Source organism: Streptomyces sp. NPDC002730, assembly GCF_042888805.1.
GTDB lineage: Bacteria > Actinomycetota > Actinomycetes > Streptomycetales > Streptomycetaceae > Streptomyces.
This window is the reverse complement of record NZ_JBIAQG010000014.1, coordinates 242427-260214: the sequence shown is the minus strand read 5'-3', so window position 1 is coordinate 260214 and position 17788 is coordinate 242427. Positions and strand designations below refer to the sequence as shown.

At 70.1% G+C, this 17788-nt stretch carries 18 protein-coding genes and 1 pseudogene; 6 read left to right on the top strand and 13 right to left on the bottom strand.

Annotated elements, in window-relative coordinates; translation table 11 throughout:
* Nucleotides 1-57: 57 nt before the first annotated feature.
* From ACFYXH_RS32695 to ACFYXH_RS32675, 5 genes and pseudogenes are all read right to left on the bottom strand, one after another.
* Nucleotides 58-859: pseudogene (locus tag ACFYXH_RS32695) on the bottom strand (cytochrome P450).
* Nucleotides 860-869: 10 nt separating this feature from the next.
* Nucleotides 870-1289, bottom strand: a complete 420-nt coding sequence (locus tag ACFYXH_RS32690) for a PaaI family thioesterase (RefSeq protein ID WP_389570661.1) — start codon at nucleotides 1287-1289, stop codon at nucleotides 870-872.
* A gap of 65 nt (nucleotides 1290-1354) precedes the next feature.
* Complete coding sequence (locus tag ACFYXH_RS32685) at nucleotides 1355-2533, bottom strand: cytochrome P450 (RefSeq protein WP_389570659.1); 1179 nt, start codon at nucleotides 2531-2533, stop codon at nucleotides 1355-1357.
* A gap of 9 nt (nucleotides 2534-2542) precedes the next feature.
* Nucleotides 2543-3214, bottom strand: a complete 672-nt coding sequence (locus ACFYXH_RS32680) for a response regulator (RefSeq protein WP_389570654.1) — start codon at nucleotides 3212-3214, stop codon at nucleotides 2543-2545.
* Nucleotides 3211-4440 carry a sensor histidine kinase gene (locus ACFYXH_RS32675; protein ID WP_389570651.1) on the bottom strand — a complete coding sequence of 410 codons (1230 nt, stop codon included), beginning with the start codon at nucleotides 4438-4440 and terminating at the stop codon, nucleotides 3211-3213. Before ACFYXH_RS32675 ends, ACFYXH_RS32680 begins: the two co-directional genes overlap by 4 nt.
* Nucleotides 4441-4584: 144 nt before the next feature.
* Between ACFYXH_RS32675 and ACFYXH_RS32670 the strand changes: the two genes are divergently transcribed.
* Nucleotides 4585-4803, top strand: a complete 219-nt coding sequence (locus ACFYXH_RS32670) for a hypothetical protein (RefSeq protein WP_389570647.1) — start codon at nucleotides 4585-4587, stop codon at nucleotides 4801-4803.
* Here the strand turns inward: ACFYXH_RS32670 and ACFYXH_RS32665 are convergent.
* From ACFYXH_RS32665 to ACFYXH_RS32655, 3 genes are all read right to left on the bottom strand, one after another.
* A complete protein-coding gene (locus ACFYXH_RS32665; RefSeq protein WP_362676949.1) occupies nucleotides 4800-5174 on the bottom strand; it encodes a hypothetical protein in 375 nt (124 codons plus the stop codon). The genes ACFYXH_RS32670 and ACFYXH_RS32665 overlap by 4 nt on opposite strands.
* 11 nt (nucleotides 5175-5185) lie before the next feature.
* Complete coding sequence (locus ACFYXH_RS32660) at nucleotides 5186-6112, bottom strand: DMT family transporter (protein ID WP_389570795.1); 927 nt, start codon at nucleotides 6110-6112, stop codon at nucleotides 5186-5188.
* A gap of 94 nt (nucleotides 6113-6206) precedes the next feature.
* On the bottom strand, nucleotides 6207-6824 hold the full coding sequence (locus tag ACFYXH_RS32655; RefSeq protein ID WP_389570644.1) for a dihydrofolate reductase family protein: 618 nt from the start codon (nucleotides 6822-6824) through the stop codon (nucleotides 6207-6209).
* A 234-nt stretch (nucleotides 6825-7058) separates the two neighbouring features.
* Between ACFYXH_RS32655 and ACFYXH_RS32650 the strand changes: the two genes are divergently transcribed.
* On the top strand, nucleotides 7059-7787 hold the full coding sequence (locus tag ACFYXH_RS32650; protein WP_389570641.1) for an SDR family NAD(P)-dependent oxidoreductase: 729 nt from the start codon (nucleotides 7059-7061) through the stop codon (nucleotides 7785-7787).
* 161 nt (nucleotides 7788-7948) lie between these two features.
* Here the strand turns inward: ACFYXH_RS32650 and alc are convergent, their stop codons facing one another.
* On the bottom strand, nucleotides 7949-9064 hold the full coding sequence (gene alc, locus ACFYXH_RS32645) for an allantoicase (protein WP_389570792.1): 1116 nt from the start codon (nucleotides 9062-9064) through the stop codon (nucleotides 7949-7951).
* Entirely contained in the window at nucleotides 9064-10407 is a 1344-nt protein-coding gene (gene allB / locus ACFYXH_RS32640; protein ID WP_389570636.1) for an allantoinase AllB, read from the bottom strand. Before allB ends, alc begins: the two co-directional genes overlap by 1 nt.
* A gap of 357 nt (nucleotides 10408-10764) precedes the next feature.
* Here allB and ACFYXH_RS32635 point away from each other — a divergent pair, with 357 nt between their 5' ends.
* Entirely contained in the window at nucleotides 10765-11565 is an 801-nt protein-coding gene (locus ACFYXH_RS32635) for an IclR family transcriptional regulator (RefSeq protein WP_389570633.1), read from the top strand.
* 68 nt (nucleotides 11566-11633) lie between these two features.
* On the opposite strand, the gene ACFYXH_RS32630 is transcribed toward ACFYXH_RS32635, so the two are convergent.
* Nucleotides 11634-12206: a TetR/AcrR family transcriptional regulator gene (locus ACFYXH_RS32630; protein WP_389570630.1), complete on the bottom strand. Its 573-nt coding sequence runs from the start codon at nucleotides 12204-12206 to the stop codon at nucleotides 11634-11636.
* A gap of 92 nt (nucleotides 12207-12298) precedes the next feature.
* Between ACFYXH_RS32630 and ACFYXH_RS32625 the strand changes: the two genes are divergently transcribed.
* Nucleotides 12299-12718: a DUF1348 family protein gene (locus tag ACFYXH_RS32625; RefSeq protein ID WP_389570627.1), complete on the top strand. Its 420-nt coding sequence runs from the start codon at nucleotides 12299-12301 to the stop codon at nucleotides 12716-12718.
* A gap of 33 nt (nucleotides 12719-12751) precedes the next feature.
* Here ACFYXH_RS32625 and ACFYXH_RS32620 read toward each other — a convergent pair whose 3' ends face one another.
* Both ACFYXH_RS32620 and ACFYXH_RS32615 read right to left on the bottom strand, forming a co-directional pair.
* Entirely contained in the window at nucleotides 12752-13075 is a 324-nt protein-coding gene (locus tag ACFYXH_RS32620) for a DUF5955 family protein (protein WP_389570624.1), read from the bottom strand.
* 118 nt (nucleotides 13076-13193) lie between these two features.
* On the bottom strand, nucleotides 13194-15086 hold the full coding sequence (locus ACFYXH_RS32615; RefSeq protein WP_389570621.1) for a protein kinase: 1893 nt from the start codon (nucleotides 15084-15086) through the stop codon (nucleotides 13194-13196).
* A gap of 167 nt (nucleotides 15087-15253) precedes the next feature.
* On the opposite strand from ACFYXH_RS32615, the gene ACFYXH_RS32610 reads away from it, so the two are divergent.
* Both ACFYXH_RS32610 and aceB read left to right on the top strand, forming a co-directional pair.
* On the top strand, nucleotides 15254-15859 hold the full coding sequence (locus ACFYXH_RS32610; RefSeq protein ID WP_389570618.1) for an NTP transferase domain-containing protein: 606 nt from the start codon (nucleotides 15254-15256) through the stop codon (nucleotides 15857-15859).
* Between the two features lie 217 nt (nucleotides 15860-16076).
* On the top strand, nucleotides 16077-17699 hold the full coding sequence (gene aceB, locus ACFYXH_RS32605) for a malate synthase A (RefSeq protein ID WP_385301580.1): 1623 nt from the start codon (nucleotides 16077-16079) through the stop codon (nucleotides 17697-17699).
* Nucleotides 17700-17788: the final 89 nt, after the last annotated feature.

The window sequence follows — 17788 nt, the reverse complement described above, 5'->3', positions numbered from 1 at the left end:
ACCGACCGCCTGACCGACCGGCCGGCCGGCCGACCGGCGGGCTGACGACCGGATCCCCTACCAGGTGACGGGCAGGCTCTCCGGGCCGCGGATCAGCATGCCGGTGCGCCAGGTCAGGGCCGCCGGACGCGCGTCCAGCGCCAGGTCGGGGCAGCGCTCCAGCAGCGAACGGATCGCGATCCGCGCCTCCAACCTGGCCAGCGGGGCGCCCAGGCAGTAATGGATGCCGTGCCCGAAGGCGAGGTGGCCGCGGCTGTCGCGCCGGATGTCGAAACGGTCCGGGTCGGGGAAGCGCGCCGGGTCGCGGTCGGCGTCCGCCAGTGCGATCAGCACCAGTTCGCCGCCACCCGGGATCGTCGTGCCGCCGATCTCCAGGGGCTCGGTGGTGAAGCGGTACGTCGGCGTCGCCAGCGGTCCTTCGTAGCGCAGCATCTCCTCGACCGCGCCGTCGAGCAGCGAGAAGTCGGCACGCAGAGCGGCCAGTTGGTCAGGGTGGGCAAGCAGGGCGAGCATCCCGTTGGAGATGAGGTTGACGGTGGTCTCGTGCCCGGCGACGAGCAGCAGCCAGGCCATGCCCAGCAGTTCCTCACGGCTGAGCCGGTCGCCGTCCTCGTCCGCCGTATGGATCAGCGCGCTCATCAGGTCGTCGCCGGGCTACGCCACTCCTTGGACAGCCGCGGATCGGCGAGCGCGGCACGCCCCGCGTCGTGTCCGACGATCAGCCAGGCCGCGTAGCCTCGGGCATCCGTATCCGGTGGACCGGGCCCCGAGCCCGTAACCCGGCGTAGACGGGATAGGGGTCGCGGGTGAAGTCCTCGCCGAGCGCGGCAAGATCGACGACGGCGGCTTCGATGGTCATCGTCTCCCCCTCAGGACTGCTGCGCGGACAGTACGGTGCCCTGCGCGACGGCGCAGAGTGTCTCCTCGCCGTCCGCGTTCACCGCGTACAGATCGCAGCGGACGACGGCCTGACGGCGGCCGGTGTGCACGACGGCAGCACGGGCCACCAGGGTGCGCCCGGTCGCCGGGCGGATGTACTGGACGGAGAAACCGCCGGTCAGCACCGCGGGCCCGAGGGTCGTACCGGCGGCGAAGGTGATGGAGTTGTCGGCGGCGTACGCGAGCACTCCCCCGTGCAGATAGCCGTTCTGCTGGTGCAGCTCTTCGCGGATGTCCACTTCGAGCACGGCCTCGCCGCCGCCGAACCCGGTGATCCGTGCCTGGAGCAGCCGGCTGAACGGCTGGCTTTCGAGAATCTTCCGGGCCACTTCGAGGTCAAGTCCGGGCATCGTCGTGCTCCTTGGGAAGTCGGTGGCGGAGGAGTCCGGTCAAGCGCTCACTCGTCGATGATCCGCTACCACCGCACCGGAAGGCTTCGCACCCCGCGCATCAGCAGGCCGGGCAGCCAGTCGAGCGGGCCGGCGGCCGGGTCGAGGGCCAGGTCCGGACAGCGCTCCAGCAGAGTACGGACGGCGATCCTGCCTTCCATACGGGCCAGCGGCGCGCCCAGGCAGTAATGGATGCCGTGGCCGAAGGCGAGGTGGCCGTGAGTGTCGCGGTTGATGTCGAAGCGGTCCGGGGCCGGATAGCGGGCGGGGTCGTGGTCGCCCGCGGCGATGCCGACGAGCACCGCCTCGCCGGCCGGGATCACGGTGTCGCCGATCCGGACCGGGGCGGCGGTGAAGCGGGCTGTGCCGGTCTCCACCGGTCCTTCGTAGCGCAGCATCTCCTCGATCGCACCGTCCAGGAGTCCGAAGTCCGCGCGCAGAGCGGCCAGTTGACCGGGATGGTCGAGCAGGGCCCGTACACCGTTGGAGATCAGATTGACGGTCGTCTCATGGCCTGCGATCAGCAACAGATAGGCGAGAGCGCGCAGTTCGGCGCCGGAGAGCCGGTCGTCGTCCTCGGCGCGGGTGCGGACGAGTGCGGACAGCAGATCGTCGGTGGGGTGGCTGCAGCGTTTGTCCTCGATGAGTTCGTCGAGGTAGGCGGCCAGTCCATGGACGGCGTCCTGTTCGGCCGCAGATCCTGTCGGGGCCACGATCTCGTTGGACCACTTCCGGAACGCGTCGCGGTCGGCGGCCGGGACACCCAGCAGCTCGCAGATGACAATGATGGGCAGCGGGAAGGCCAGTGCGTCGACCAGGTCCCCGTGCCCGGCCGGCAGCATCGCGTCGAGCAGCCCGTCGGTGATCTGCTGAATACGCGGGCGCAGGCTCTCCACCCGGCGCGCGGTGAATTCGCGGACGACGAGCTTGCGCAGCCTGGTGTGGTCCGGCGGATCGAGGACCAGAAGGTACGGGCCGATGACCTGTTCGTCGAGCATCGTCGCGCCAATCGTGGCGGGCGACTTGGACAGCCGTGGATCGGCGAGCGCGGCGCGCGCCTCGTCATGGCCGACGATCAGCCACATCTCCTCACCGTTCGGGAGACGCACCTCATGGACGGGCCCGGACTCACGCAGGCGCGCGTAGTACGGATACGGGTTCGCGATGAAGTCCGCTCCGTACTCCCCCAGATCGACGATTCTCATCGCGTCAGCCTATGTCGGCTCGTCCTCGTCGAGCAGACCGGCATCATGGGCCATCAGAGCGATTTGGACACGGTTGTTGAGGTCCAGTTTGGCCAGGATGCGGGAGACGTGCGTCTTGACCGTCGGCACGCTCATATAGAGCGTCGCGGCGATCTCGGCGTTGGACCGGCCACGGCCGACGGCGACCGCCACCTCCCGTTCACGTTCCGCGAGCGAGGTGAGCCGCTCGGTCGCCGCGGCTCTGCGGGTCTGGTGCGTGCGCTCCGCCACGTGCGTCATCAACTGGCGGGTGACGGCCGGGGAGAGCACCGGATCGCCGGCCGCCACCCGCCGTACCGCCGCGACGATCTCGGTCGGCGGAGTGTCCTTCAGCACGAATCCGGCCGCACCCGCGCGCAGCGCCCGCAGCACCTGTTCGTCGGCGTGGAAGGTGGTCAGGACGACGACCTCGGGCGCGTCGGGTCGGCGGCGCAGCGTCTCGGTGGCGGTGAGACCGTCCACGGCCGGCATCCGGATGTCCATCAGCACCACATCGGGCGAGTGCCGGTCGACGAGCGCCTCGACCTCGGAGCCGTCGGCCCCCTCCCCCACGATCTCGAGGTCGTCCGCCCCGCCGAGCATGAGAGCGAGTCCTGCCCGTACGAGAGGGTCGTCATCGACGACGATCAACCGGATTGTCATGAGGGCCACGGTAGCCAGGCCTGGACACGGAATCCGCTGTCGGCCGTCGCTCCGTGCTCGAGCCTGCCGCCCGCGAGGGTGGCGCGTTCGGTCAGACCGATCAGTCCCTGGCCCGAGCCCGGCACCTTCGCGACCTCACCGAGAGGGGCTGGATTGGCCACGTCGACGGTGAGACCGCGGCCGGGTCCGCCGCTCATGGCGACGGTGACCTCCGTGCCGGGCGCGTGCTTACGAGCGTTGGTCAGCCCCTCCTGGGCGATCCGGTAGACGGTGCGGCCGGTGGCTGCGGGGACGGCGGCCGGATCGGTGATGCGGTTGTCGAGGGTGACCTTCATGCCCGCCTCGCGGGACTCGGCGACCAGCGCGTCGAGCGTGGCGAGGGTGGGCTGCGGCCGGTCGGCTCCGTCGCCGTCGCCCGGTGCGCGCAGCACGCCGATGATCTCGCGCAGATCCTGGAGCGCCTCGTGTGCACTGTCGCGGATCACTCCTGCGGCCCGGGCGACCTCGGCGGGCGGCGCGTCCGGCCGGAATTCGAGGGCGCCCGCGTGCACGCTGAGGAGGGTCAGCCGGTGAGCGAGCACATCGTGCATCTCGCGGGCGATCGCCTCACGGGCCAAGCGCTGCGCCTGCTCGGCGCGCAGCTCGGCCTCGGTCTCGGCCCGCCAGGCTCGCTCGCGCAGGGCGACAACGAGCTGACGGCTGGCTCGTACGAGCATGCCCCAGCCGATGACCAGCAGGATCAGGATGAGCCCGGTGACGACCGATGCCAGGAAGGACATGCCCGGGTCGGGACGGACAGCGGCCTGTGCGGCCGAGCCCCCGATGGCAAGGGCACCGACGATCGCAACGGGCTTGAAGGGGCGGTGCACGGCGAGGCTGAACAGGCTCACCAAGAGCGCGCCGGCGGCGACCGGCACCACCACGCTGACGACGATCAGGGTGATCGCGAGCCCGAGCGGTGCGCGCCGTCGCGCCCAGAGCGCGCAGCAGGCCGCCGCGCCCACCAACTGGTCGGCGAAGACGACGAGCTCGGAGTTGCCGGCCTGTTGGCTCTCCTCGGAGGCGAGCAGGCCGATGACCGCGGCGATGACGAAGACGAAGGTGTCGACGATCCAGTCGCGTGCGGTACGGCGCGGCCTGGCCCTGCTCCGGTGGCAGGACAGGTCCGGGTCCCGGGGGTCGGACATGGCTGAGGGCAGCAGCCAGGGGTACTCCGTACGCGTCATATCGACAAAGCTACGCAGGTGGGAGCCGGGTGCGGCCGTGTGGCCGAAGGAAGCTACCAAAGTCGTGCGGACTCAGACTTTCGGAGCTGCGGCACATCCCGAGGGCCGACGCGACGGCCCGGCGGACCGGACCACGATCAACGCATGAAGAAGATTCTCGAAGCCATCGGCACGGTGCTGCTGGTCGTGGGTGTCTGTGGAGTGCTCCGCGAGCTGACGGGCTGGTTCCGCTTCCTCGGGCTCACGCGCTTCGTCACGGAGTACTTCGGTTTTCTGCACGGGCGGGAGATCTTCGCGAACATTGTGATCGCCGTGGTCGGCTTCGCGGTGCTGATGATGGCGGACCAGTACCGGAAGGCTTAGGCGGCGGCTTCGTTCAGCCTGGTCACTTCGGCGAGGTGCTCGCTCATGCGGTTGCTGACGCTGCCGCTGGTGTAGAGCACGGCGCCGACGACGGAGACCGGGACGGACAGGCCGAGCACGCCCAGAAGTTCGGGCCAGTCCCGTTCGGCCGTGCACCTGTTGTCGCCGTTGTACGACCCCTCGTTGGCCGTCGAGCGGTCCGTGAAGAGCCGCGCCTCGCACAGGGACTGATACCCCGCGTCGTACGGCGTGAGCAGCTGGACGCCGAACCACACCCACAGCAGTGCCGCGGCGGAAAGCAGCCCGAAGCCCCAGGCCCGGACCCGCTTGGCACGTGCCCGGAACTCTATGTCGTACGTCAGTGATCGCATGGCGCCAGAACCTAGCAATCCGCCCGGTCGGCCGCGCGCCTGCCCCAGGTGGTGCCCGCCAGGACCAGGCCGGCGCCCAGCAGCCCGAGCGCGCCGAGGTGTTCGCCCGCGATCGCGATACCGGCAGCGGCCGCCCACAGCGGTTCGGTGCCGAGCAGCAGGCTGACGCGCGACGGCGAGGTGCGGCGTACCGCCCACATCTGCACGAAGAAGGCGAACAGCGTGCAGAACACGGAGAGGAACAGCAGCCCGGCCCATTCGCGCGGGCCGAAGCCGGCGGCCACCGACCAGGGCGAGGCCCCGGTACCGGGGACGGCGGCCAGTACCGCGAACACGGCGACCGCGCTGCCCAGTTGGACCGTCGTCAGGGAGAGCGAGTCCGCACTCTGCACCGCCTTGATCCTGGCCATCGCCAGCACATGGACGGTACGGGCCAGCGCGGCCAGCAGCATCAGCAGATCGCCGAGCGAAGGTGCGCTGAAGCCGCCGCCCTGGGTCAGCAGCACCACACCGGCGACGGAGAGGCCGGCCGCGGCCACAAATGCCCGAGGCGGCCGGTTCCTGCTCACCGCTGCCTCGGCGAGCGGCGTGAAGATCATGGTGAGGCTGATGATGAGCCCGGCGTTGGTGGCGGAGGTGTGCACCACTCCGTACGTCTCGAGCAGGAAGATCCCGCTCAGCACGAGCCCGAGGAGAGCAGCGCCGCGCCATTGCGCGCCGGTCAGCGCCCGCAGCTTGCGGTGGCCTGCCGCGGCCAGCACCGGCAGGACGAGCGCGAAGCGAAGCACCAGCACGGCGACGACCGTGTGCGTGGTGGTGATGCCCTTGGCCGCGAGATAGCTGGCGCCCCACACCACGGCCACCAGCAGCACGGGCAGGTCGGTGAGCCAGGCGCGTCGGGGCGCGAGGGCGGCAGCGGGTACGGCGATCGACGACACCTGGGTCTCCAAGGGTTCCGGCAGGGTGGAGACTTCGGCGGCTCGCACGCGGAGCGATCACCGTACCCGGGTGGACGCGTGAGTACTACACGTTTTATTCGGCCTCGTATGTGCCGTACTCGGGGCGGCCCGCCAGCTCGTACGTGTGGATGGCCACGCCCGCGCCCGTGACACGGGCCCCGGCGTGCCGGAACGCGGTCGGTACCGCGCCGTTGGCGAAGAGTCGGCGGCCCGTGCCCAGGACGACGGGGAAGATGAGCAGATTGAGCTTGTCGATCAGGTCGTGCGCCATGAGGAAGTGGGCGAGACCGCCGCTGCCGTGGACCTGGAGCTCACCGTCCGTGCGCTCCTTGAGCGCCGCGACCTCCTTGGCGAGGTCACCGTCGATGATCGTGCTGCCGGCCCAGTCGGCCTTGTCGAGCGTGCGCGAGGCGACGTACTTCGGCAGGGAGTTGAGCCGCGACGCGACCGGGTCGGCGGGGTCGGTCACCTTGGGCCAGTAGCTCGCGAAGATCTCGTACGTACGGCGGCCGAGCAGGAAGGCGCCGGCCTGGTCGAAGACCTCCGTGATGAACCGGCCGAAGTCGTCGTCGCCGTACGGCACGGACCAGCCGCCGAGCTCGAAGCCGCCGCTGGGGTCCTCGTTCGGTCCGCCAGGGGCCTGCATCACGCCGTCGAGGGTGACAAAGGAGGTGATCGAGAGCTGTGCCATGGCAAGTGCCTGCTTCCTGGGTGCGGTGTTCCGTTCATCAACTCGGACCCCGCCCGTGCCGGGAATTCATCGGTCGGCCCGGCTGGAGCGAGATGACAGCCATCCGCATGGCGGTGCCGACGATCTCTTGCTGAGGGGGTCACACGGGGATTCAACGTCCGTTTGCCGCCAGCACCGAGGAGGCAGGGCCGCTTTCCTTGAGGTCGTAACCACTACTGACAAAAGGGGTACGGGATGTCCAGGACGGCTCTGGTGACCGGTGGCAGTCGCGGCATGGGGGCGGCGATCGCCCTGCGGCTCGCGCGGGAGGGCGTCGATGTGGCGATCACGTATGTGCGCGGCGAGGAGGCCGCCCAGGCGGTTGTCCACAAGATCGAGGCGACGGGGCAGCGGGGTCTCGCGCTGCGGGCGGACGCGGCGGACGCCGAAGCGCCCGGCGCGGCCGTCGGCCGGGCCGCGGACCGGCTGGGGCGGCTCGACATCCTGGTCAACAACGCGGGCGTCGGTGTACTCGGCCCCATCGAGGGCCTGTCCGCAGGCGATGTGGACCAGGTGCTCGATGTGAACGTACGGGCGGTGTTCCTCGCCGCGCAGGCGGCGGCCGCCCGGATGGAGCGCGGCGGGCGGATCGTCTCCATCGGCAGCTGCATGGCGCAGCATGTGCCGGGTCCCGGCGGCACGCTCTATGCGATGAGCAAGTCCGCACTGACCGGCCTGACCAAGGCGCTGGCCCGGGAGCTGGGCGGACGCGGCATCACGGCGAACCTGGTCCACCCGGGCCCGATCGACACGGACATGAACCCGGCTGACGGCCCGTACGCCGAGCCGCAGAAGGCGGACACGGCGCTGGGCCGTTTCGGCAGCGCGGAGGAAGTGGCGTCCCTGGTCGCGTACTTGGCGAGCGACGAGGCGGCGTACATCACGGGCGCGGAGCTGTCGGTGGACGGCGGCCACGCGGCGTGACCGGGGCTCCGCCCCGGACCCCCGGCCCTTCCGGGGGTGTCCTCAATCGCCGGACGGGCTCCTCGCCGGCGGACATCCCAGCCTCGCCGGCGATTGAGGCGCGGGGTCTGGGGCGGAGCCCCAGTTGCGGGGAGGGGCGGGGAGGGGAAAGACCCCCGGGCTCAGCCGCCCAGTTCCTGGTGGCGCGCCGCCAGGCGGTTCGCGCCGTCCGCCGTCAGCGAGCCGAACAGCCGCAGGCGCGAGACGCCGCCGTCCGGGTAGATGTCCACCCGGACGTGCGTGCCCACCGCCGGGGCAGCCAGCACGAAGCGGTGATTCGTGTCCGGCTGCAGGCGCGTGCGCGGGAGGATCTCCGCCCACTCCCCCGTCTCACCGTCGCGGAGCGAAACCGCCGCCCAGCCCGCGCTGTTGCCCTTCAGATACGCCGTGTCGATCTCCACCGCGCGGATCTCGGCCTGCTCCACCAGCTGGTAGCGGATCCAGTCGTTGCCCTTGTCCCGGCGGCGGCGGGTCTCCCAGCCGTCGTCCATCTTGCGGGAGCGGCCCGGCTGGATGGTGTTGGTGGCCGGGGAGTAGAAGCGGTCGGAGGCGTCCTCGACCCGGCCGCCGTTCTCCAGCGCCACGAGGTCGAAGGTGCCCAGCACGCCGAGCCACGCCGGGTCGGGCGCGACCTCGCCGTAGACCCGCAGGCGAGCGATGCCGCCGTCGGGATGCTGGTTGACGCGCAGGTGCGTGAAGCGCTGCTCGACGTCGACGGCGAAGCCGTTCGCCGCGTGGCCGCCGACGGCGGTACGGGGAACGAGCGTCGTCCACTTCACGTCGTCGGCGAGGAGGTCCTCGGGCGAGGGTGAACCGGACACCGACGCGGCCTCGACCGACACCGCCTGCGGGTAGTTGCCGCGGAAGTGGGCTGTGTCGACGACGATGCCGCGTACGACGCCGGGCGCACCGAGCCGTACCAGCGCCCAGTCGTGGTCTTCGTCGGTCGGGTGCGGCCGCGCGGCGCTCACACCGCGGCGACGGCGGGTCTCCCAGCCGTCCATGATCTTGCCCTTGTGGCCGAAGTGCTCCGGGTCGAACTCCGCGGCCTCGGGCTTCAGCATGTTCTCGCGCTCGGCGAAGAACTCGTCGTTGGCGGCGATGACGCCCGCGCCGAGCCGGCGGTCGGCGAGGTCGGCGTAGTGCGCGAAGGGAAAGTCGGCCGTGCGGTAGTCGGCGTACGGGTCGCCGCCGCCGAACGGACTGGCGTCACCGGTGAAGGAAGGTATGGACACGATCAGTTGTTCCTTTCGAGCAGCCGGCCGGTCGGCTCGGCCAGGGTGCCGTTCTCCACGATGCGTTCGCCGCGCAGCCACGTCGACCTGACGACTCCGTGCAGGGTCTTGCCGGCGTACGCCGTGACCTGATTGCGGTGGTGGAGCTCGGCCGGGTCGACGGTGAAGGTCTCGTCCGGCGCAAGGACCGCGAAGTCCGCGTCACGGCCCGCCTCGATGGCGCCCTTCCGGCTCAGGCCCGCGAGCTCCGCGGGAGCCGCCGACATCCAGCGGACGACGTCCTCGAGCGTGCGGCCGCGTTTGCGGGCCTCGGTCCAGACCGCCGGGAGGCCCAGCTGGAGCGAGGAGATGCCGCCCCAGGCGGACGCGAAGTCCGGGGTCTTCAGATCGGTGGTGCAGGGCGAGTGGTCGGAGACGATGCAGTCGATCGTCCCGTCCGCCAGGCCCTCCCACAGCGCGTCCTGGTTCGCCGCCTCTCGGATGGGCGGGCAGCACTTGAACTCCGTTGCCCCGTCCGGGACTTCCTCCGCCGTGAGGGTGAGGAAGTGCGGGCAGGACTCGACCGAGATCTTGACGCCCCGCCGCTTGGCGGCCGCGATCAGCGGCAGCGCGTCGGAGGAGGACAGGTGCAGTACGTGTACGCGGGCGTTGAGTCGCTCGGCCTGCGCGATCAGGCCTTCGATCGCGGTGTTCTCGGCGTCGCGCGGCCGGGAGGCGAGGAAGTCGGCGTACTTCGGTCCGGACTCCTGCGGCGCGGCGGCCAGGTGGTGCGGGTCCTCCGCATGCACGATCAGCAGTCCGCCGAAGCCGGCGATCTCGGCCATGGAACGGGCGAGCTGCTCCTGGTCGAGCTCCGGGAACTCCTCCACGCCCGACGGCGACAGGAAGCTCTTGAAGCCGAAGACACCGGCGTCGTACAGCGGCCGCAGGTCCTTCACATTGGACGGGATCGCGCCGCCCCAGAAGCCGACGTCGATATGCGCCTTGCTGCGGGCCACCTCCTGCTTGGTGGCGAGGTTCTCGACCGTGGTGGTCGGCGGGAGGGAGTTGAGGGGCATGTCCAGCAGGGTCGTTATGCCGCCGGCCGCGGCCGCGCGGGTGGCGGTCCAGAAGCCCTCCCACTCGGTGCGGCCGGGGTCGTTCACATGGACATGGGTGTCGACGAGGCCGGGGAGCACGACATCGTCCCCGAAGTCCTCCAGCCGGGCCCCGGACGACACCTCGGCGTCGTACGGCAGTACCGCCGCGATCTTCCCGGCGGCGACGGCGACCGATGCGGCCCGGGTCCCCTCCGGGGTGATGACGCGCGTGGAGCGCAGTACCAGGTTCACGTCCTTGTCGGACACCCGTATCCTCACTTCCCTTCTGTACAGCGAATCCATTCCGTACAGCGATCCCGTACGGCGAATCCGCACTGTGAAATTCAACGAACTGTTGAAGAAGTCTTCACTCCGGACTCCGGTCCGTCAAGACCCTCCTGATCCACCTCCGGGCGCCTGGATGTTTCCACAAAGTGAAACTGGAATTTCGCGAAGCAGAAGGTAGATTTGACTGAAGAGACCGGCAGAAGATCGCCGGAGACGACCGCCGGCACAGGGAGACACGGGCCCTGACCGGCAAGGACGCCTTGACGAGAGCGGTGTGCCGGGCGCAGGCGCCCGGTAGGCTGCTGACTTGCCCGCCTGCCCGAAAGGACCGTTGACGTGCCGACGTCCAGCGCCAGCACCACCGACGCCGCCAAGACCGCTTCCAGCGGTGGCGTGCAGTCCCTGGAGCGCGCCTTCGACCTGCTCGAAAGAATGGCCGACGCCGGTGGCGAGGTCGGGCTGAGCGAGCTCTCCGCCAGCAGCGGCCTGCCGCTGCCCACAATCCACCGTCTCATGCGAACGCTGGTGGCCTGCGGTTATGTACGCCAGCAGCCCAATCGCCGCTATGCGCTCGGCCCCCGCCTGATCCGCCTGGGCGAGTCCGCCTCCCGGCTGCTCGGCACCTGGGCCCGCCCCTACCTCGCCCGCCTGGTCGAGGAGACCGGCGAGACGGCGAACATGGCGCTGCTCGACGGCGACGAGATCGTGTACGTCGCGCAGGTGCCGTCCAAGCACTCCATGCGCATGTTCACGGAGGTCGGCCGACGGGTTCTGCCGCACTCCACGGGCGTGGGCAAGGCGCTGCTCGCGCACACCCCGCCGGAAGAGGTACGGGCCCTGCTCGCCCGGACCGGCATGCCGGCCGCCACAGAGAAGACGATCACGACGCCCGAGGCCTTCCTCGATGCGCTCGAGCAGGTGCGGCGCGCGGGCTTCGCGGTGGACGACAACGAGCAGGAGATCGGGGTCCGCTGCCTCGCGGTCTCGGTGCCCAACTCTCCGACGGCAGCGGCGGTTTCGATCTCGGGCCCGGCGGGCCGGGTCACCGAGGCGGCCACGGACAAGATCGTGCCGATCCTCCAGGAGGTCGCCCAGGACCTCTCGGCGGCCCTCGCGAGTACGGCGGCGCAGGGCTAGGACCCTCGACGACTGAAGCAGAAGAACGCGGCTGCGCCGGCGAACACGAGTCGTCGGCGCAGTCGCGTTCACGGCGTCGGGACCTGCGAGCGATCCGCGTCCAGCAGCATGCGCGCCGCCTCCCGGGCCTGACCTGCCGGCGCGCTGCTCCCGGAGATCGCGGCTGTTGTGATCGCACCCTCCACAAGCAGCAGGAGGGGCTCCGACAACCAGGCGGGGCGGCCCGCCGCAGCCACCAGCCCGGCCAGATACCGCCTCAGCGCATCGACGTGACCGCGGGCCGCAGCCGCGACGCCCTCCGATGTGGCGCCCAGCTCTCCGAATGAGTTGACGAAGGCACAGCCCCTGAAGTCGGGCTCCTCGAACCACGACTCCAGCCAGTCGAAGACCGCCAGGATCCTGTTCTCCTGCGAGGGCCGGGCGTCGACATGGCTCGCCAGCGCCGCGCGCCACCGCCCGTCACGTCGGAGCAGATAGGCCTCCACCAGGCGCTCCTTGGAGGGGAAGAGCTGGTAGAGGCGTTTGAGGGACACCCCTGACGCGTTGCGGATCTCATCCATGCCGACCGTCTGCAGTCCGCGCCCGTACAAGAGCGTCTCGGCTGCGTCGAGGACTCGGGCCTCGAGTGCTGCGGCTTCCATGCCAACCCCCGCCTTGCGTGAGAATCACCGTTCTCCTAGGCTACGACACAGACGGGAGAACGCACGTTCTCCCGGCTTCGAAGGGGAGAGCCATGACCGCGAACAGGCCGCCGTTCCCGCCGTTCACCGCCGAGACCGCACTGCAGAAAGTCAGGGCAGCGGAGGACGCCTGGAACAGCCGTGACCCCGAGCGGGTCGCGCTCGGCTATACCGAGGACTCCGAGTGGCGCAACCGAGATGTGTTCCTCTGCGGGCGCGCGGAGATCGTGGAGTTCCTGCGCGACAAGTGGCAGTACGAGCTGGACTACCGGCTGCGCAAGGAGCTGTGGGCGCACACCGACAACCGCATCGCGGTCCGCTTCGAATACGAGTGGCGCAACGAGGACGACAAGTGGTTCCGCAGCTACGGCAACGAGAACTGGGAGTTCGACGAGCACGGTCTGATGCGGCGCCGGTACGCGAGCATCAACGACTTCCCGATCGCCGCGGACGAACGGCGCATCTCCCTCTGAGCCTCGGGCCCGGCCGCCGGACGGACCCGGCCCTCAGACGCGGCGCTGCGGCGGTACCTCGCCGAAGAGGTCGACCGCGTTCCGTACCCCCATCAGCGCCGGCGCCAGCGCGCTGACCGAACCGATCGCACCCGCGATCAGCAGCAGCGAGCGGCGCATACGCGGGATCTCCGGATCGCCGTGGGCCACCATCGCGGCCAGCACGGCCAGTTCGTCCTCGGCGATACCCCGGTCGGGGAACTCCGCAGGATGCCCGGCGAGTTCACGGCGGAGCCGGGAGACGGCGAGACGCAGCTCCGTCGCCCTCGGGTCCTCGCCGCTCCCTGTCACCCGCGTCTGCCCCACGCTCCGCAACAAAGTCTCCCCCTCGCACATCGGTGTGCCGGCCGGTGACCCATGGGTGTCGGTCAGCCACCCTGGGTCGCGGGCCAGTTAACGCCATCCGATGCGGTGGGCGCCACTCCGTGGACGTAATTCAGGACGACGGCTGCACGGAGTCGATCGCACCGCGCCAGACCGTCACATCAAGGGTGATGTAGTGGCTGGGGTCCGACTCGGGCGACCTCCCCTGGAAGGTGACCACGCCCACGTTCCCCGTTTCGCTCAGCACACAGAACTTCGCGCCCTTCGACAGGTTTTCAATCTTGAGCTGAGTGGCGAACCGGGTCTCGCTCCGGCAGGTCGCCAGGTCGGCGCTCTGGCCGGTGCGCAGCAGGACGAGCTTTCCGTTCTTGGCGTCGATCGTGCCGAGGAAGTACTCGTGCTCGATGTCGCCGTTGTTGGTGTCACCGGGAATCGGCTTGACCGGCTCGTCGCCGAGGTTGATGCCGTAATCGTCCGTCACGTTGAGGCCGTTGTACGTCTTGGGCGTCGGGTCCGCGACCGGTTCGGCGGGCTTGGAGGACTGGTCGCCACCCGGGGTCTGGGACGAGGGCGTGGAATTCCCCGACGGGGTCGAGCCCTGAGCCTTGTCCTGATTCTGCGACTCGTTGCTCTTGTCCTTGTCCTTGCCGGACAGCGCGACGTACACGCCGCCGCCGGCCAGCGCGCCGACCACCAGCGTGGCCACGACCGCGATGGCCAGGTTCCGGCCAGTCTTCTTCTTCGGCGCGACGGGCGCGACGGACCCAGTGACCATTCCGTAGGGCTGCGGGGGCTGGACGTACTGGGGTGCCGTCTGCGCGTGCGGGGTGGCATGCGCGTGCGGGTAACCGTAGGTCGGCGACTGGGCCGGCGGGCCGAAACCGGGCGGCGGGGTCGCCGGTGCGGAGGCCGCGGTGGGCGGCGGAACAGGAGCGGGCGCGTGCATCTGCGCCTGGGCGGCGGGCTGCGTGGGCGCGTGGTGCGGCGGGACGGGAGCCGCGGCCGGGGCCTGAACAGGGGCCTGTGCGGGTGGCTGGGCCGGAGGCTGCACCGGAGCCGGGGCCTGCCCGGCGGGCGGGGTCACCGGCGGCGCGGGGGCCGCCTTGCGCGTGGTGATCTCGGCGGCGACGGCGCCCGGAAGCCACTCCTCGGGCCGGCGCAGCACTGTTTCCGCATTGGCGGACTGGCAGATGGCGAGGAGGTCCGCGACGGAAGGCCGGGCCTCGGGGTCCTTGGCCAGGCAGCGGGTCACCAACTCGCTCAGCTGCTGGGGCAGTTCAGTGAGGTCGGGCTCCTCGTGCACGATCCGGTAGAGCACGCCGTGCGAAGTGCCTTCGCCGAAGGCCGCCTTGCCGGTCGCCGCGTACGCCGCGACCTGGCCGAGCGCGAAGATGTCGGTGGCCGGGGTGACCTGGCTGCCTGCCGCCTGCTCCGGGGCCATGAAGGAGGGGGTGCCGATGGTGACGCCGCTACTGGTGAGCGAAGTCGCGTCGGCGGCCCGGGCGATACCGAAGTCGATGACGCGCGGCCCGTCCGATGCGAGCAGGACGTTGGCCGGTTTCAGGTCGCGGTGGACGATGCCCGCGCCGTGGATGACGTGCAGCGCCTCGGCGATCCCGGCGACCAGCAGCAGCACGGTCTCCACCGGCAGCTTGCCGTGCTGGATGACGGCGTCGGCGAGGGATGGCCCGGGGACGTAAGCCGTGGCCAGCCAGGGCTGCTTGGCCTCCGGATCGGCGTCGATGACCGGCGCGGTGTACAGGCCCTGCACGCGCTGTGCGGACTGCACCTCCTGCGCGAAGCGGCGGCGGAATTCGGCGTCTTGGGCGAAGTCGGGCCTGATCACCTTGATGGCGACCGGGCGGCCGCCGGGCGTGTACGACAGGTACACCTTGCCCATACCACCGGCGCCGAGCCGAGCGGCCAGCCGGTATCCGGCGACGTTCTGCGGATCTTCTTCGCCCAGCGGCTGGAAGACCGCTCCGTCGTGCGCACGCCCACTCATCGACTCTTGTCCCCCATGGCCAACTTCAGTATCGGAGGTGCACCTTACCCAAGCGCACGCCTCACTCTCCACGTCGGACGAGCCGCGTGACCTAGGCGGTTGCAAGCCCTTGCCGACGGACCGCCACCGGCTCGGCACTTCGACCGCATATGAGGTAAGGAGTCCTTATGGCACAACCACCGAAGGAACCGATCGTCGCCGGACTGCTGCTCGCGGCGGGCGGCGGACGCCGGCTGGGCGGACGCCCGAAGGCGCTGCTCGAGCACCGGGGCAGGCCGCTGGTCGAGCACGCGGTGCGCGTGCTGCGCGAGGGCGGCTGCGGACCCGTGCATGTGGTGCTGGGCGCGGCGGCCGACCGGGTACGGAACGTGGCCGACCTCTCCGGCTGCGTACTGGTGGACAACCCGGAGTGGGAGGAGGGCATGGGCTCCTCACTACGAGCGGGTCTGGAGTCGCTCGGCACCACGGACGCGGACGCGGCGCTCGTCTCTCTCGTGGACCAGCCGGGGATCGGCGCGGCGGCGGTGGCCCGCATCCGCGCCGCGTACCGATCCCGGGATTCGCTGGCGGCGGCCGCGTACGAAGGTGAGCGCGGGCATCCGGTCCTGTTCGGCGCGCACCACTGGAGGGATATCACTGCGAGCGCGGTCGGCGACCGCGGCGCACGCGCGTATCTGAAGGCGCACAAGGCCTCGCTCGCGCTGATCGAGTGCGGCGACATCGCCGAGGCGTACGACATCGACACGGCCGAGGATCTGGCACACCTTGAGTAAACGGCGTGGCACTCAGCGCCATGATCTGTCGACCCGGAGAATCTCGATATCAACAAACCATTGAACTTCCACCATGAGGAAACTACTATCCACTGGTCAGAAGCGCCCGACTCTCCAGACGGCGCCCGCGACCGTACCTCGGCTCTTGCGGCACCGAGTGCCGTATCTGTACGCCCGGCGGCCGCCAGGCACCGCCCGCTGAAGGAAGTGACAGCTCATGTCCGCACCAGCGCCGTCCCCGCTGGCCATCGTCGAAGCCGAGCCCCTGCCCCGGCAGGAAGAGGTCCTGACCGACGCGGCCCTCGCCTTTGTGGCCGAGCTGCACCGGCGGTTCACACCACGGCGTGACGAGCTGCTCGCCCGCCGCGGTGAGCGCCGTGCCGAGATCGCCCGCACCTCCACGCTGGACTTTCTCCCGGAGACCGCCGCGATCCGCGCGGACGACTCCTGGAAAGTCGCCCCGGCCCCGGCGGCGCTCAACGACCGCCGTGTCGAGATCACCGGACCGACCGACCGCAAGATGACCATCAACGCCCTGAACTCGGGCGCGAAGGTGTGGCTCGCAGACTTCGAGGACGCCTCGGCTCCCACCTGGGAGAACGTTGTCCTTGGCCAGCTCAATCTGATCGACGCCTACGAGCGCCGGATCGACTTCACCGACCCCCGCTCCGGCAAGTCGTACGCGCTGAAGGCCGCCGACGAGCTCGCGACGGTCGTCATGCGCCCGCGCGGCTGGCACCTGGAGGAGCGTCATCTGCAGCTCGACGGAAGCCCGGTCCCCGGTGCGCTGGTCGACTTCGGCCTCTACTTCTTCCACAACGCCAAGCGCCTGATCGAGCTCGGCAAGGGACCGTACTTCTACCTCCCGAAGACGGAGTCGCACCTGGAAGCCCGCCTCTGGAACGACATCTTCGTCTTCTCGCAGGAGTACGTCGGCATCCCGCAGGGCACCGTCCGCGCGACCGTCCTGATCGAGACGATCACCGCGGCGTACGAGATGGAGGAGATCCTCTACGAGCTCCGCGACCACGCGGCCGGCCTGAACGCGGGCCGCTGGGACTACCTCTTCTCGATCGTCAAGAACTTCCGTGACGGCGGCGAGAAGTTCGTGCTCCCGGACCGCAACGCGGTGACCATGACCGCGCCGTTCATGCGCGCCTACACCGAGCTGCTGGTCCGCACCTGCCACAAGCGCGGCGCCCACGCGATCGGCGGCATGGCGGCCTTCATCCCGTCCCGCCGCGACGCCGAGGTCAACAAGGTCGCCTTCGAGAAGGTCAAGGCGGACAAGGACCGCGAGGCGGGCGACGGCTTCGACGGCTCCTGGGTCGCGCACCCGGACCTGGTGCCGATCGCGATGGCTTCGTTCGACGCCGTGCTGGGTTCGAACCCCAACCAGAAGAACCGCCTCCGCGAGGACGTCTCGGTTGCGGCGGGCGACCTGATCGCCATCGACTCGCTGCACGCCAGCCCGACTTACGACGGTCTGCGCAACGCCGTCCAGGTCGGCATCCGCTATATCGAGGCATGGCTGCGCGGCCTCGGCGCGGTCGCGATCTTCAACCTGATGGAGGACGCGGCCACCGCGGAGATCTCCCGGTCCCAGATCTGGCAGTGGATCAACGCCGGCGTCGTCTTCGAGAACGGCGAACTCGCCACCGCGGACCTGGCCCGCAAAGTCGCGGCGGAGGAACTGGCCGCGATCCGCGAGGAGATCGGCGAGGAGGCCTTCACGTCGGGCAACTGGCAGCAGGCGCACGACCTGCTGCTGAAGGTGGCGCTGGACGAGAACTACGAGGACTTCCTGACGCTGTCGGCGTACGAGCAACTGGTCGGCTGATTCACGCCACTTCACCACGACGCCCCCGGTACCGCACAGCACCGGGGGCGTTGTGCTGTCGCGAACTGCGCACATGCCGCGCCTCTGGC

What these genes read in the sequence shown, in the direction of transcription:
- ACFYXH_RS32680 (WP_389570654.1), bottom strand. Translation starts at nt 3,214, where the DNA reads ATGACAATCCGGTTGATCGTCGTCGATGACGACCCTCTCGTACGGGCA.
- ACFYXH_RS32650 (WP_389570641.1), top strand. Translation starts at nt 7,059, where the DNA reads ATGTCCAGGACGGCTCTGGTGACCGGTGGCAGTCGCGGCATGGGGGCG.
- ACFYXH_RS32610 (WP_389570618.1), top strand. Translation starts at nt 15,254, where the DNA reads ATGGCACAACCACCGAAGGAACCGATCGTCGCCGGACTGCTGCTCGCG.
- ACFYXH_RS32675 (WP_389570651.1), bottom strand. Translation starts at nt 4,440, where the DNA reads ATGACGCGTACGGAGTACCCCTGGCTGCTGCCCTCAGCCATGTCCGAC.
- ACFYXH_RS32655 (WP_389570644.1), bottom strand. Translation starts at nt 6,824, where the DNA reads ATGGCACAGCTCTCGATCACCTCCTTTGTCACCCTCGACGGCGTGATG.
- ACFYXH_RS32665 (WP_362676949.1), bottom strand. Translation starts at nt 5,174, where the DNA reads ATGCGATCACTGACGTACGACATAGAGTTCCGGGCACGTGCCAAGCGG.
- ACFYXH_RS32685 (WP_389570659.1), bottom strand. Translation starts at nt 2,533, where the DNA reads ATGAGAATCGTCGATCTGGGGGAGTACGGAGCGGACTTCATCGCGAAC.
- ACFYXH_RS32670 (WP_389570647.1), top strand. Translation starts at nt 4,585, where the DNA reads ATGAAGAAGATTCTCGAAGCCATCGGCACGGTGCTGCTGGTCGTGGGT.
- ACFYXH_RS32615 (WP_389570621.1), bottom strand. Translation starts at nt 15,086, where the DNA reads ATGAGTGGGCGTGCGCACGACGGAGCGGTCTTCCAGCCGCTGGGCGAA.
- aceB (WP_385301580.1), top strand. Translation starts at nt 16,077, where the DNA reads ATGTCCGCACCAGCGCCGTCCCCGCTGGCCATCGTCGAAGCCGAGCCC.
- ACFYXH_RS32690 (WP_389570661.1), bottom strand. Translation starts at nt 1,289, where the DNA reads ATGCCCGGACTTGACCTCGAAGTGGCCCGGAAGATTCTCGAAAGCCAG.
- ACFYXH_RS32625 (WP_389570627.1), top strand. Translation starts at nt 12,299, where the DNA reads ATGACCGCGAACAGGCCGCCGTTCCCGCCGTTCACCGCCGAGACCGCA.
- ACFYXH_RS32630 (WP_389570630.1), bottom strand. Translation starts at nt 12,206, where the DNA reads ATGGAAGCCGCAGCACTCGAGGCCCGAGTCCTCGACGCAGCCGAGACG.